This window comes from Streptomyces griseorubiginosus (genome assembly GCF_036345115.1).
Classification (GTDB): domain Bacteria; phylum Actinomycetota; class Actinomycetes; order Streptomycetales; family Streptomycetaceae; genus Streptomyces; species Streptomyces griseorubiginosus_C.
This window is the reverse complement of sequence record NZ_CP107766.1, coordinates 9,406,756-9,419,950: the sequence shown is the minus strand read 5'-3', so window position 1 is coordinate 9,419,950 and position 13,195 is coordinate 9,406,756. Positions and strand designations below refer to the sequence as shown.

The 13,195-nt window shown below is 70.9% G+C and carries 11 protein-coding genes; 4 read left to right on the top strand and 7 right to left on the bottom strand.

All coding sequences use genetic code 11. The features are described from left to right. Positions 1–231: 231 nt before the first annotated feature. Positions 232–2,277 carry a nitrate- and nitrite sensing domain-containing protein gene (locus tag OHN19_RS42390; RefSeq protein ID WP_419249591.1) on the top strand — a complete coding sequence of 682 codons (2,046 nt, stop codon included), beginning with the start codon at positions 232–234 and terminating at the stop codon, positions 2,275–2,277. 34 nt (positions 2,278–2,311) lie between these two features. Here OHN19_RS42390 and OHN19_RS42385 read toward each other — a convergent pair whose 3' ends face one another. The 6 genes from OHN19_RS42385 to OHN19_RS42360 all read right to left on the bottom strand — a co-directional run bounded on the left by OHN19_RS42385 (position 2,312) and on the right by OHN19_RS42360 (position 7,645). Continuing rightward, positions 2,312–3,205 (bottom strand): SMP-30/gluconolactonase/LRE family protein, encoded by an 894-nt coding sequence (locus OHN19_RS42385; RefSeq protein ID WP_330269332.1) that lies wholly within the window; start codon positions 3,203–3,205, stop codon positions 2,312–2,314. 113 nt (positions 3,206–3,318) lie between these two features. After that, positions 3,319–4,293: a sugar kinase gene (locus OHN19_RS42380; protein ID WP_330269331.1), complete on the bottom strand. Its 975-nt coding sequence runs from the start codon at positions 4,291–4,293 to the stop codon at positions 3,319–3,321. Then, a complete protein-coding gene (locus OHN19_RS42375; protein WP_330269330.1) occupies positions 4,290–4,910 on the bottom strand; it encodes a bifunctional 4-hydroxy-2-oxoglutarate aldolase/2-dehydro-3-deoxy-phosphogluconate aldolase in 621 nt (206 codons plus the stop codon). Before OHN19_RS42375 ends, OHN19_RS42380 begins: the two co-directional genes overlap by 4 nt. A 47-nt stretch (positions 4,911–4,957) precedes the next feature. Further along, positions 4,958–6,103: a galactonate dehydratase gene (gene dgoD / locus OHN19_RS42370; RefSeq protein ID WP_330269329.1), complete on the bottom strand. Its 1,146-nt coding sequence runs from the start codon at positions 6,101–6,103 to the stop codon at positions 4,958–4,960. After that, positions 6,100–6,846 (bottom strand): FadR/GntR family transcriptional regulator, encoded by a 747-nt coding sequence (locus OHN19_RS42365; protein ID WP_330269328.1) that lies wholly within the window; start codon positions 6,844–6,846, stop codon positions 6,100–6,102. The genes dgoD and OHN19_RS42365 overlap by 4 nt, the downstream gene beginning before the upstream one ends. A gap of 55 nt (positions 6,847–6,901) precedes the next feature. Further along, positions 6,902–7,645, bottom strand: a complete 744-nt coding sequence (locus OHN19_RS42360) for an SDR family NAD(P)-dependent oxidoreductase (RefSeq protein ID WP_330269327.1) — start codon at positions 7,643–7,645, stop codon at positions 6,902–6,904. A gap of 168 nt (positions 7,646–7,813) precedes the next feature. On the opposite strand from OHN19_RS42360, the gene OHN19_RS42355 reads away from it, so the two are divergent. From OHN19_RS42355 to OHN19_RS42345, 3 genes are all read left to right on the top strand, one after another. Further along, entirely contained in the window at positions 7,814–9,157 is a 1,344-nt protein-coding gene (locus OHN19_RS42355) for an ABC transporter substrate-binding protein (RefSeq protein WP_330269326.1), read from the top strand. A gap of 64 nt (positions 9,158–9,221) precedes the next feature. Continuing rightward, positions 9,222–10,133, top strand: coding sequence for a sugar ABC transporter permease (locus OHN19_RS42350; protein WP_330269325.1), 912 nt, complete (start codon positions 9,222–9,224; stop codon positions 10,131–10,133). After that, on the top strand, positions 10,130–11,059 hold the full coding sequence (locus OHN19_RS42345) for a carbohydrate ABC transporter permease (protein ID WP_330269324.1): 930 nt from the start codon (positions 10,130–10,132) through the stop codon (positions 11,057–11,059). Before OHN19_RS42350 ends, OHN19_RS42345 begins: the two co-directional genes overlap by 4 nt. Positions 11,060–11,121: 62 nt before the next feature. Here OHN19_RS42345 and OHN19_RS42340 read toward each other — a convergent pair whose 3' ends face one another. After that, positions 11,122–13,170, bottom strand: coding sequence for a glycoside hydrolase family 2 protein (locus OHN19_RS42340; RefSeq protein ID WP_330269323.1), 2,049 nt, complete (start codon positions 13,168–13,170; stop codon positions 11,122–11,124). Positions 13,171–13,195 lie beyond the last annotated feature (25 nt).

The following is a 13,195-nucleotide window of genomic DNA, read 5'->3' as shown; positions in this document are numbered from 1 at the left end:
CCTCACCTGCCGCGACAGCCCGGCGACAACGCAACTCCGCACAGTTTTGGTTAAGTCACGGTCAGAAGCGAAAGCGGAGTGCTAGACATCGGACGGACCTTCTTTGGTCAACTCCCTGTGACCGCCCCGTTGAGGAGAGTGTCGGACGCGAGGCGGAACTGAGCGGATAGGACGACCGTGTCGCACACCCCCACCCCCGTGCGCCGAAGATTCGGTGCGCGCAACCTGCGTGTGGCCCAGAAACTCCAGGCCATCCTCTTGATCCCGGTGCTCGTCGCCCTCGCCCTGGGCGGCGTACGCGTGAAACGCACCGTCGACACCTGGCAGACCGCCGAGGACGCGGTCCGCGTCGCCGAGCTGGTGCAGGCGGCCAACAAGTACGCCAGCGACGCCATCAACGAACGGGACGTATCCGTCATCCCGTTGGTCAAGGGTGACCGTGACGCCGGCACGGTCGTCGCGGCCCGGCGGATCACCGACGAGGACGCCAAGGAGTTCGACGCGGCGGTCGCCCGCATGCCCGAGACCGCCGGTCTTGAGCGCCGGGTCGCGCTCGTCCGCGTCGGTGAGAAGCAGCTGCCGCTGGTGCGGGCCGCCGCCTTCACGCCCAAGCTGACCGGTGTGCAGACCGAGGAGAGCTACCACGCCGTCCAGCACCCGCTGATGGAGATCTCCAACGAGCTGGGCTTCGGCATCACGAGCCAGGCGACCTACGGCCGTACCCTGTACGCCGTCTCGCTCACCCAGGCCGCCGAATCGCTGATCCGCGCCATCGGCACCCACCTCCTCGTCGAGGACCGCAGCAAGCTGGCCAAGGGTGAACTCCAGTCCCAGCTCGCCTCGTTCAGCTCCTACGTCTATCTCGAACAGGTCGCGTTGCAGGAGTACGCGGGTTTCGCCGGTACCGAGGAGACAGCCCGGCTGCGCGAGGCGCTGACGGACGCCCAGCAGGAGGGGCAGGAGCGGGTCGCGGAGGCGCGGACCCAAGCCGAGGCGGCCGGCAAGGACTTCGTCGCGCCACCGGGTCTGGACAAGATGACCCGCGCCATCGCCTCCGGCGCGACGGCGGCGCAGCTCGGCAAGCAGGGCATCACGCCGGAGACCTTCTTCGCGGCCTCCACACTCAGTTTCGATGCCTACCGCAGTGTCGAGGTCTACCTCACCGACACCGCGCTGGCCAAGGCGCACACCATCGCCGACGACGCCCGCAACGACGCGATCCTCAACGCCGCGCTCGTCCTCGCCGCCGTCCTCGCCGCCTTCCTCCTCGCGAACTGGGTGGCCCGCACGATGAGCACCACCATGCGCCGGCTCAGCGCCTCCGCCCACGAGATCGCCGCACAGCGGTTGCCGGCCCGATTGACTCAGCTCACGCGTGCCATCCCCGGCCGGGTGGAGAGAGACGTGGAACCCATCCCGATCACCACCACGGACGAGATCGGCGAGGTCGCCCGCGCCTTCGACCACGTGCACCGCGAGGCCGTCCGGCTGGCCGCCGAACAGGCCCTGCTGCGTGCCAACATCAACACCATCTTCAGCAACCTGGCCCGCCGCAACCAGTCCCTGATCGAACGTCAGCTCTCCATGATCACCGATCTGGAAGGCAGGGAGGCCGACCCCGACCAGCTGGAGAACCTCTTCCAGCTCGACCATCTCGCTACCCGGGTCCGCCGCAACGGCGAGAACCTCCTGGTGCTCAGCGGCGAGGCCCCCGCCCAGCAGTGGGACCAGCCGCTGCCCCTGGTCGACGTGATCCGCGCCGCGGTCTCGGAGGTCGAACAGTACGAGCGCATCCAGCTCGCCGGTGTCCCGGAGACCCAGATCGACGGACGGGCCGTGAACGATCTGGTCCACCTGCTCGCCGAACTCCTGGAGAACGCCACCACCTTCTCCTCGCCGCACGTGCCCGTGCATGTCACCGCCGCGCGGTTGCCGGACGGCAGGATCATGCTCGAGATACACGACAGGGGGATCGGCATGCCCCCTGAGGAGCTGGCGGAGATCAACCGGAACCTCGCCGATCCTCCCACCGTGGACGCGTCGATCTCCCAGCGGATGGGTCTGTTCGTGGTGGGCCGGCTGGCCGACCGGCACGGCATCCGCGCCCAGTTGCGACCCGCCGACGAAGGCCAGGGCACGACGACGCTGGTGATGCTGCCGGACACGATCACCCATCGGACGGCGACAGCGGAACCCGACGCCGACACCATGGCCCTGGTCGCGTTCGTGGACAGCCGCTTCACCGAGGCGACCACCTGGACCGACGAACCGATCTGATCGCCGGTGCTCGGTCGCGGCGGGGCGGCGTACCTCAGTGCCCGCCCCGCCAGGCGCAGGCCTCCGTCCCGCCTACCGGCACCGAAACGCCGAGCACCGCGCCGGAGGCCGGTGTCGGGGACTTCACGCCGTGGCGGGCCGTGGTGATGTGGAGGCGGTTGCCGCCGGGGCGCAGACACACCGAGGTGGGATGCGGGGCGGGTACGTCGAGGGTGGTGAGCAGGCGGCCGTCCGGGTGGTAGCGGCGGACCGCGCCGGCGCCCCACAGGGCGACCCACAGGCAGCCCTCGGCGTCGACCGTCATCCCGTCGGGGCTGCCTTCGTCCTCCCGCATGCGGGCGAAGGTCTCCGGGCCGCCGGACAGGTCTCCCGAGACCGGGTCGACCCGGCAGCGCAGGATGGTGCCGACGGCCGAGTCGGCGAGGTACAGGGTGGTGCCGTCGGCGGTGAAGGCCGGCCCGTTGACGATGGTGAGGCCGTCGAGCACCCAGACCACCGTGCCGTCGGTGTCCGTGCGGTACAGGGATCCGGCGCCGCGGGTGCCGTCGTAGGGCATGCTTCCGGCCCAGAATCGGCCGGCCGGGTCGGCGACGCCGTCGTTCATCCGGCTGGGCACGCCGGTGCGGTCCTCGGGGCGGTCCAGCCACTGGAGCTTGCCGTCCCGCGTGAGCAGGGCGATGCCGGTGCCGGCGGCGGCGATCCAGGTGCCGGGGCTGCCGTGGACGGGGGCTACGGCGCCGAGCGGGACGTCGAGCCGGGCCAGTTCGCGCGGGGCGGCGGCTCGTTCGGTGTTCTCCCGCAGTTCGAGGAGGCGGCCGGCCAGGATGTCGACGTAGACGAGACGGCCGTCGACCCAGCGTCCTCCTTCGGCGAGTTCGTACTCCCCCTGGACCATGATCGTCGCCGGTGGGGGTGGGGCGGAGGTCATCGTCGGCTTCCTCGATATGGGGCACGGCGGTGCGGTCGGGTTCGGGGCTCGGCGGACGGTCATGCAGTCGGGCTGGGCCGCTCAGCGGGCCGCCGAGCGGTCGGGGGCTTCGGTCAGCGGACGGTCGTGCCGTCGGGTTCGTCGAGCAGGGTGAGTTCGTGCCGGGACGGCAGGCCCTCCCAGTCGCCGCGGGTGGCGACGGCGAACGCCGCGGTGGTGACGGCCCGGTACAGACGGGCCGGGACGTCCGCGTCCAGGAGGAGTCCCGAGAGGTATCCGGCCACGAACGCGTCGCCCGCGCCGACCAGATCGACCGCGTTCACCTTGCGTGCCGCGCGGTCGGTGGTGGCGTCGGCGGTGAACACACTCGCCCCGCGGGCGCCGCGTTTGACGACGACCTCCGCTACACCGGTGGCCAGGAGGGTGCGGACGGCCTCGGGTTCGGGGACATCCGGGTGTTCCAGCACCAGGGGCAGTTCGTCCTCGGAGGCGATGAGCAGGTCCGTGTGGGCCAGGAGCGGCCGCAGGGCGGTGCGGGCGCGCTCGCCGGACCACAGCCGGGAGCGGTAGTTGACGTCGAGGCACACCGTGGTGCCCGCCTCGTGGGCCGCGGTCGCGGCGGCCAGTGCCGCACCGGCCGCCGTCGCGCTCAGCGCCGGTGTGATGCCGGTCAGGTGCAGGATCCGGGTGCCGGGGGCCAGCGCGGGCAGGACATCGGCCGGTGCGAGCGCCGAACCGGCGGACCCTGAACGGTAGTAGCTGACGCGGGTCAGGGTGCCCAGGCGGGGCTCGGTCAGCAGCAGGCCCGTGGGGCGGCCGGTGTCGTCGACGGCCGCGTGGGAGGTGTCGACGCCCTCGGCGCGCAGGGTCCGCAGCACCAGGTCACCGAGTTCGTCCGCGCCGACACGGCCCGCCCAGCGCACTTGGTGGCCGAGCCGGGCGAGACCGATGGCCACGTTGGACTCGGCTCCCGCGACGGACAGGCCGAGGTCACCGCCGAGTTTCAGGGGGCCGCGGGCGCGCAGGGCGCCCATGGTCTCGCCGAAGGTGACCACCTCGGGCGCGTTCTGTCCGGCCGGGGTCGTCATACGGTCTCCTGGGCGATCGCGGCACGGAACTGAGCTGCCCGCGCGCGTAGTCGGCCGAGGTCTCCGCCGTCGGCCGCGTCCCCGATCAGCGGGGAGCCGACGCCCACGGCGGTCGCGCCCCGGTCCAGGTGGTCACGGGCGGCGGCCGCGTCGACTCCCCCGACGGGCACGAACGGGACCTCGGGGAAGGGAGCGCGCAGTGCGCTCAGGTACTCGGGTCCGCCGAGGGAGGCGGGGAAGAGCTTGATCGCGGCGGCGCCGAGGGCGAGGGCGCGTTCGATCTCGCTCGGGGTGAGGGCTCCCATCAGCACGGGTACGCCGACGCCCGCCAGCCCCTCGACCAGGGCCGGGGTGACGAGGTAGGACGCCCCGGCGTCCACGGCGCGTGCGGCGTCCTCGGTGGTGCGGACGGTGCCGGCGCCGACCGGTGCGTCGGGGCCCAGTGCCGCGCGCGCCCGCCTGATCACCGTCAGGGCGTCGGCGGTGGTCAGCGAGACCTCGGCGGCGGCGATGCCCTCCTCGGCCAGGGTGGTCACGGTGCGCAGGGCCGCGGCGGGGTCCTTGCCGCGGACGATGGCCAGCAGGCGGTGGGCGCGCAGGGTCTCCACCAGGTTCATGGGATCGGGTTCTCCTTGGATCTGCGGGACGGGGACCTGACGGGCGCTCACCATTCCGTGAACGCCCCGTCCGCGCCCCGCCATACGGGGTTGCGCCAGCGGTGGCCGGTCTCGGCGGCTCGACGTACCGCCTTCTCGTCGATGTCGACGCCGAGCCCGGGCCGGGTGGAGGCGACGGCGTGGCCGCCGTCGAAGCGGAACGGCTCGGGATCCAGGACGTAGTCCAGCAGGTCGCACTGCTGGTTGTAGTGGATGCCCATGCTCTGTTCCTGGATGAGGAAGTTCGGTACCGCGAAGGCGATCTGGAGGCTGGCCGCCAGGGCGATCGGGCCGAGCGGGCAGTGCGGGGCCAGGGTGACGTCGTACGCCTCGGCCATGGCGGCGATGCGGCGGACCTCGGAGATGCCGCCGGCGTGCGAGAGGTCGGGCTGGGCGACGGCGATGCCGCTGGTGAGTACGTCACGGAAGTCCCAGCGGGAGTAGAGGCGTTCGCCGGTGGCGAGCGGCACGCTGGTGGACTCGACGAGGCTGCGCAGGTGGGCGGAGTGTTCCGGCAGGACGGGTTCCTCGACGAACAGCGGATGCAGCGGTTCCAGGAGGGGCAGCAGCCGGCGTGCCATGGCGGTGGAGGCACGGCCGTGGAAGTCGACGGCGATGTCCCGTTCGTCGCCGAGGACTTCGCGGACGGCGGCGACGCGTTCGACGACCTCGGCGGTGCGGGCGGGGGTGTCGATCGGGGCGAGTTCGGCCGAGGCGTTCATCTTCACGGCGGTGAAACCGGCCTTGACCTGTTCCCCGGCCAGTTCGGCCACGTCGCTCGGGCGGTCGCCGCCGATCCAGGCGTACATCCGCACCCGGTCGCGCACGGGGCCGCCGAGGAGGCGGTGCACCGGGACGCCGTAGGCCTTGCCGGCGATGTCCCACAGGGCCTGGTCGATGCCGGCGACGGCGCTGGAGAGGATCGGGCCGCCGCGGTAGAAGCCGCCCTTGGTGAGCACCTGCCAGTGGTCCTCGATGCGCAGCGGGTCCTTGCCGACGAGGTGGTCGGCGAGTTCGTGGACGGCCGCGCGGACCGTGTCGGCGCGGCCCTCGACCACCGGTTCGCCCCAGCCGGTGATCCCCTCGTCGGTGGCGACGCGCAGGAAGAGCCAGCGGGGGGCGACGAGGAACGTCTCAAGTCCGGTTATCTTCAAGGAGTTTCCTCGCGGCGCGGGTCGGTCGTGGTGTGGTCGTGGTCTTCTTGGGCCTGTACGGCGGCCAGGTCGTGGGACGCCTGGGCGAGCAGGGACTCGACGGCGGCCACCGCGGCGTCCGGGTCGCCCGCCTCGACGGCGTCGAGCAGTTCCTGGTGCACGGGGATGGAGTCGGAGAAGTGCCGGGCGCCGTGCACGATGCGGTCGCGGACGCGCAGGCCCGCCTCTATGACGACCTCCATCCTGCTGAGCAGTTCGTTGTGGGCGGCCTCCAGCAGGGCGCGGTGGAAGGCCAGGTCGGCCTCGACCATCGCCTCCGCGTCCGCTCCGGCCGCCGCCATGGCGTCGAGGGCCTGCCGGAGGGCGTCCAGGTCGCCGGGGGTGCGGCGGGCCGCGGCGAGCCGGGCCCCGGCGGGCTCGACGATCGCGCGGACCTCGGCGAGGTCGTCCAGGAACCCGTCGGTGGGGGCGCTGCTGCCCTGCCAGCGCAGCAGGTCGCTGTCGAGGAGGTTCCAGTCGGCGCGGGGCCGGATGGTCGTCCCGCGTTTCTGCTTCGACTCCAGCAGGCCCTTGGCGGCCAGCACGCGCAGCGCCTCGCGTACGACGGTCTTGCTGACGCCGAGTTCGGTCTCGAACTTGACCGGGTCCACGACGGAGCCCGGGGGGTAGTCGCCGCGGATGATGCGTCGGCCCAGTTCCTCCACCGCCTGGCCGTGCAGCCCCCTGCCGGGATGGGTCACCACGTTCTCCGTTTCCGTTGTGGTCCTTGCGTCCGGCCCACCGTGTGGTGCGCGTCGTTCACGAGGACTCCTTCATGACGCTCCATCCTCCATCGACCACGAGGTTCGCGCCGGTCACATAGGAGGCGTCCGCCGATGCCAGGAAGGCGACGGCGGAGGCGACCTCCTCCGGCTGCCCGAAGCGCCCGGCCGCCGTGGCGGCCACGCTGCGGGCCCGGTCGGGTTCCGGGATGCCGTCCCAGGCGGCGGTGAGGATGGGGCCGGGCAGGACTGTGTTGACCCGGATGTCGGGACCGTACTCGACGGCCAGTTGCCTGCCCAGTGAGCACAGCGCGCCCTTCGCGGCGGCGTAGGCGGCGTGACCGGGCAGGCCGATGACCGCGTGCACCGAGGAGGTCAGCACGACCGAGCCCTGCGACGCGCGGAGCAGGGACGCGAAGGTCTTCATCCCGCGCCAGGCCGGCTTGAGCAGGACTGCCATCTGGCCGTCCCACTCGTCCTCACTCAACTCATGGGCGGCTTTGTTGAGTTGGGCGAAGGCGTTGCTGTGCAGCACGTCCAGCCGGCCGTGCTGCTCGTCGACATGACGGGCGAGGTTCCGCCAGTCGGCGGCGGAGGTCACGTCGCAGCGCACGTACTCCGCGCGCCCGCCGCTGTCCTCGATGTCGGCCGCGACCGCCTTGCCGGCCGTGTCGTCCACGTCCGTGACCACGACCACCGCCCCTTCGGCCGCGAGCCGGCGGGCCGTGGCCGCGCCGATGCCGTGCGCCGCCCCGGTGATCACCGCCACGCGCCCCGTCATCCTGCGGCATTCCGTCATCACGTGCGTCTCCCCTCGCTGCTGTCCACGAGCCCACCATAGCTCTTTCAATTAATTATGAATATATCTTGACGGCGTGACGGTGCCGCTCCGAGACTGACCGGCACGCACCAAGCAGCTTCGGTACGAAGCCAGGAAGGACCTCCTCCCATGAGCCGCACCACACCCCGCCGCAGAAGCCGGGGCGCACTCGCCGTGACCCTCGTCGCCGCCTCCCTGTTCCTCTCCGCCTGCGGGGGTTCGAGCGATTCCCAGGACAAGGCGCAGGCTCCCGCGAAGCCCGGTCAGAAGGTCGACCTGCGCTTCTGGTCGTGGGTGCCCGGTGTCGACAAGGCCGTCGACAAGTGGAACGCCACCCACCCGGACATCCACGTCAAGCTGGAGAAGATCCCGTCCGGCAGCAGCGGCGGCTACGCGAAGATGCGCGCCGCCCTCAAGAGCGGCAACGCGCCCGACCTGGCCCAGGTCGAGTACCAGGAGATCCCCTCGTTCCTGCTGGAGAACGGCCTGGTGAACCTGTCCGAGTACGGCGCCGACAAGGACAGGTCGAAGTTCGTCGACTGGCAGTGGCAGCAGGGAGTCTTCGGCTCGGCCGTCTACGCGATCCCCCAGGCGTCCGGCCCGATGGGCCTGTTCTACCGCTCCGACCTGTTCAAGAAGTGGGGCATCGCCGCGCCCACCACCTGGGACGAGTACGCCCAGGCCGCCGAGAAGATCCACAGCTCCGACCCGAAGGCCTACATCGGCACGTTCCCGCCCGGCAACTCCGCCTGGTTCACCGCACTCGCGTGGCAGGCCGGCGCCAAGTGGTTCGGCGTCGACGGCGACACCTGGTCGGTGAACATCGACTCCCCGCAGACCCTCAAGGTCGCCGCCTTCTGGGACAGCCTGCGCACCAGGAAGCTGATCAAGACCGAGCCCGACTTCGCCAACGGCTGGTACAAGGACCTCCAGACCGGCGCCGTCACCTCCTGGGTCAGCGCCCAGTGGGGCGACGCCATCATCAGCGGCAACGCACCCCGAACCGCCGGGAAGTGGGCGGTGGCGCCCATGCCGCAGTGGACGAAGGGCGCGAACGTGTCGGCGAACTGGGGCGGCTCCTCCACGGCCGTCCTCAAGGGCGCCAAGCACATCCCCGAGGCCCTGAAGTTCGCCGAGTGGCTCAACACCGACCCCGCGAGCGTCGACCTGCTGCTCCAGGGCGGATACGGCTGGCCCGCGGGGGCCGACGCGTACAAGGGCTCCTCGCTGGACAAGCCCTCGGCGTTCTTCGGCGGCCAGAAGTACAACGAGGTCTTCGCGCAGGCGGACAAGAACATCGACACCTCGTGGAAGTGGATACCGACGATCGACGCCACCTACCAGCACCTCAACGACGGCTTCCAGGCCGCCCTGGCGGGCAAGGGCACGTTCGTCTCCGCGGTCCAGCAGGCGCAGAAGCAGACCGTCGAGGACCTGAAGAGGAAGGGCCTGAAGGTTTCCACCGGCCAGTGACCGCCTCCGGAGGGCGCGGCACGGCCACCGCCGTTCTCCCCTCCGGACTCCAGAAAGCACCCTGATGCCCACCCGCACCCGAGCGCCCCGCCGCCGCAGAAATCTGGCGCCCGTCGCCTTCGTCGCCCCGTTCCTCCTGCTGTTCCTGCTGACCTTCGCCGTCCCCATCGGCTACGCCGTCTATCAGAGCGTCATGGACGTCGAGCACACCGGGCCGCTGGGGCTCGGCGGCAGCCGTACCGTCTTCGTGGCGCTGAGCAACTACTCCGACGCGTTGTCCGACGACACCTTCGTGCGCAGCGTCGGCCGCGTCCTGCTGTTCGCGGCCGTCCAGGTGCCGGTGATGGTCGCGCTGGCCGCCGGGCTCGCGCTGCTCCTGGACAGCGCCTCGGCCAGGGGCGTGCGGTTCTTCCGCGCCGCCTTCTTCCTGCCCTACGGCGTTCCCGGCGTCATCGCCTCCATCCTGTGGGGCTTCCTGTACGTACCGGGCGTCAGTCCTCTCGTGGACGGCATGCGCCACCTGGGGATCTCGGTGGACCTGCTGGGCGGGGACACCGTCCTGTGGTCCATCGCGAACATCGTCACCTGGGAGTTCGCCGGCTACAACGTCCTGGTTCTCGTCGCCCAACTGCGCACGATCCCCGCGGAGTTGTACGAGGCCGCCCGCATCGACGGCGCGAGTGCCTGGATGACCGTCCGGCACGTCAAGCTGCCGATGCTGCGCCCGGCGCTGATCCTCACCACGGTCTTCACCATCATCGGCACGCTGCAACTGTTCGCGGAACCGCTGGTGCTCAAGCCCGTGTCGTCGAGCATCGACAGCGCCTACACCCCCAACCTCAGCGCCTACAACGAGGCGTTCACCAACGACAACTACCACCTCGCCGCCGCCGAGGCAGTGCTGCTCGCGCTCGCCGCCTTCGTGCTCTCCTTCGGTTTCCTGCGGCTGATCAACAAGAGGGGTGGGGACGCGTGAGTCTCCGGACACCGGCCCGCACCGTCCCGTCAGGGGGTCGGGCGCCGGCCTCCGACGACGGCACGCCGCCGCGCGGCGGCATCAGCGGGGTCACCCCGCGCAGCCACATCCTGGTCACCGGCCTGCTCGTGGCGGCCGCCGGGTACTTCCTGCTCCCGGTGTACTGGCTGGCCGTGGCGTCGACCAAGTCCACCGGCGACCTGTTCGGCAGCTTCGGACTGTGGTTCTCCCGTCCCCGGCTGCTGAGCAACCTGCACCAGGTGCTCACCTACGACCACGCGATCTATCTGCGCTGGGCCGCCAACAGCGTGCTGTACGCGGGGGTCGGCGCGGTCGTGGCGACGCTGCTGGCAGCGATGGCCGGCTACGCGCTGGCGAAGTTCTCCTTCGCGGGCCGCGACACGATCTTCAACATCGTGCTGGGTGGCGTCCTGATCCCCGCCACGGCGCTGGCGCTGCCCATGTACCTGCTGTTCAGCAAGGCGGGTTTGGCCAACACCTACTGGGCGGTGCTGCTGCCGAGCTTCGTCAGCCCCTTCGGCGTGTACCTGTGCCGGATCTACGCCGCGGCGTCCATACCGGACGAGCTGCTGGAGGCGGCCCGCATCGACGGCGCGGGAGAGATCCGCATCTTCACCACCGTCGCGCTGCGCATCATGACCCCCGCTCTGGTGACGATCTTCCTGTTCCAGTTCGTCGGCATCTGGAACAACTACTTCCTGCCGCTGGTGATGCTGTCCGACTCCAAGCTGTACCCCATCACCCTCGGTCTGACGTCGTGGCAGTCCTTCGCCGACCGCCAACCGCAGCTGTACCAGATGACCGTGGGAGGCGCCTTCGTCTCCGTCGTCCCGCTGATGATCGCCATGGTCGTCCTCCAGCGCTTCTGGCGCAGCGGTCTGACCGAGGGCAGCGTGAAGGGCTGAGTCCCGGAAACCGAAGGGGGAGGGACAGGTCGTCCCTCCCCCTTCTGGTGTGCCGTGTCAGGTCACTTGTCCCTGGGGTTCACCGCCTTGCGGAAGGCGTCGTGGACGAGCTTGGGCCGCTCGTCCGCGAAGGTGACCAGGCCCATGACGGAGATGCCGTTGTAGGCCTGGTTGTACCCGGCGCGTTCCTTGTAGTCCTTGAGGACCCAGTAGGTGAATCCGGCGACGAACTCGCTGCGCGCGCTCACCTGGGCCCAGTGCGCGGTGAAGCTCGCCGCCTGCCACTCCTCCGTGCCCTGCGTGGTGCTGGGGCCGTGGGTGCCGGCGATGGCCCAGGTGCCGTTCTCCGTGATCAGGATCGGCTTGTCGGGATACTTCGCGTGCACGGCGTCCAGCGTGGGGCCGAGGTCGGCGTCCTTGCCGTAGAAGTAGCCGAAGTACTCGTTGAACCCGACCACGTCGGCGAGGTCGAACGCGGGGTCGTTGCTGGTGTTGGACGCCCAGGTCACCGGGCGGGCGGTGAGGTCGACCGTCTTCACGGCCGCCTTGAGGTCGGCGAGCCAGGCCCGGTAGACCGGGGCGCCGTCGGCGTCGATCTCCGACTCGTTCTGCAGACCCCACAGAATCACCGAGGGGTGGTTGTGCTGGTTCCACGCCATGGTCAGGGCCAGGGCGCGGGCGAGGCCGTAGCGCTCGGTCTGGAGCTTCTCCTGGGCCGTGTTGAGCCACATGGTGTCGATGTCGTCCATCACCAGCACGCCGTGCTCGTCCGCCCAGTCGTAGACGAACGGGTGGCGGTTGTAGACGCAGTTGCGGATGAAGTTGGCGCCCACCGCCGTGACCTGGCCCAGTTCCCGGTCGTACTCGGCGGGCGTCATCGCCCTGCCGTGGGCGGCCGTCTCCTCGTGCCAGTTGAGGCCCTTGAGGAACAGCGGCTCGCCGTTCAGCCGCAACTGGGCGTCGGCGACGGTCAGTTCGCGTAGCCCATAGACGGTGGACAGGGTGTCCACCTGTGGGCCCGGGGTTCTTCCGGCGGTCAGGGTGGCGCGGGCGGTGAGCGTGTGGGGCGAGGCCGGGCTCCAGAGCGGTGCGTGGGGTATCGGGACCGAGACGCGCACGACGCCCGCCGACCGGGCCGCGACCCGGGCCGCGACGACGACCGGCCGACCGCCGCTTCCCCGGCCGGGATCCAGGGTGAGCCGGCCGTCGAAGCCGGTGGGGCCGTGGTTCTCGACGACCGCGTGGGCCTCCAGGCGGCCGTTCGCGGCGGACACGAGCAGTTTGGCGACGGTGACCTGCGGGACCGCCTCGATCCAGGCCGACCGGGTCAGTCCCGCGTAGGGCCAGTAATCGACGGGCTTGTACGGCAGTTCGTGGTCGTCGGTGACCGGCTGCGGGGTCGTGGACGTGTAGTCCGTGTAGCTCGCCCGGCGGAAGACGCGCACGGCGATCGTCTGTCGGGTCCCCGGCCGGAGCGCTCCCGCGACCGGCAGCGCGAACGGCGAGTTGGCACCCTCGTGCTTGCCGAGATGCTTGCCGTCGAGCCACACCTCGGCGCTGTATCCGGCGGCCAGGAAGGCGATGCGTACGTGCCGGGCACGCCAGGACGGGGGCACGTCGACGGTGGTGCGGTACCAGGCGTAGCCGTCGTCGAACGCCGTGCCCCGGCCGAAAGGAGCGGTCTCCGAGCCGAAGCCGGGGGTGTCCAGCAGGTCCCAGGCCGCCGGGACGTCGATGCGGCCCCAGGACCGGTCGTCGTGGCGCGGGGACTGCCAGCCCTCGTCCAGACCCCGGTCCTCGGGGTCGAAGCGGAAGCGCCACCGCTTGTCGAGGGACAGGTAGTCACGGGTGCGCTCGTGGGTGCGCCAGCCGTCGAAGGCGGGAAGCACGGTGCCGTACTGGAAGACGACGTGGGTGCCGCCGACCTCGCGCACGTGCGTGCCGGACGGCTCGGTGGCCGGGTGGGTGTCGAGAACCGGGCCGTTCGCGGCGGCCCCGGACGTACCGTCTGCCGCTCGTGCCGTCTCCGGCCAGGCCGGCAGAGCCACGACGGCGGCCGCGCCGAGTGCCGTGACGACGGTGCGCCGGGACGGGTGGGTGGATTCGGTCATGACAGGCGGCTCCTTGAGGCACGTA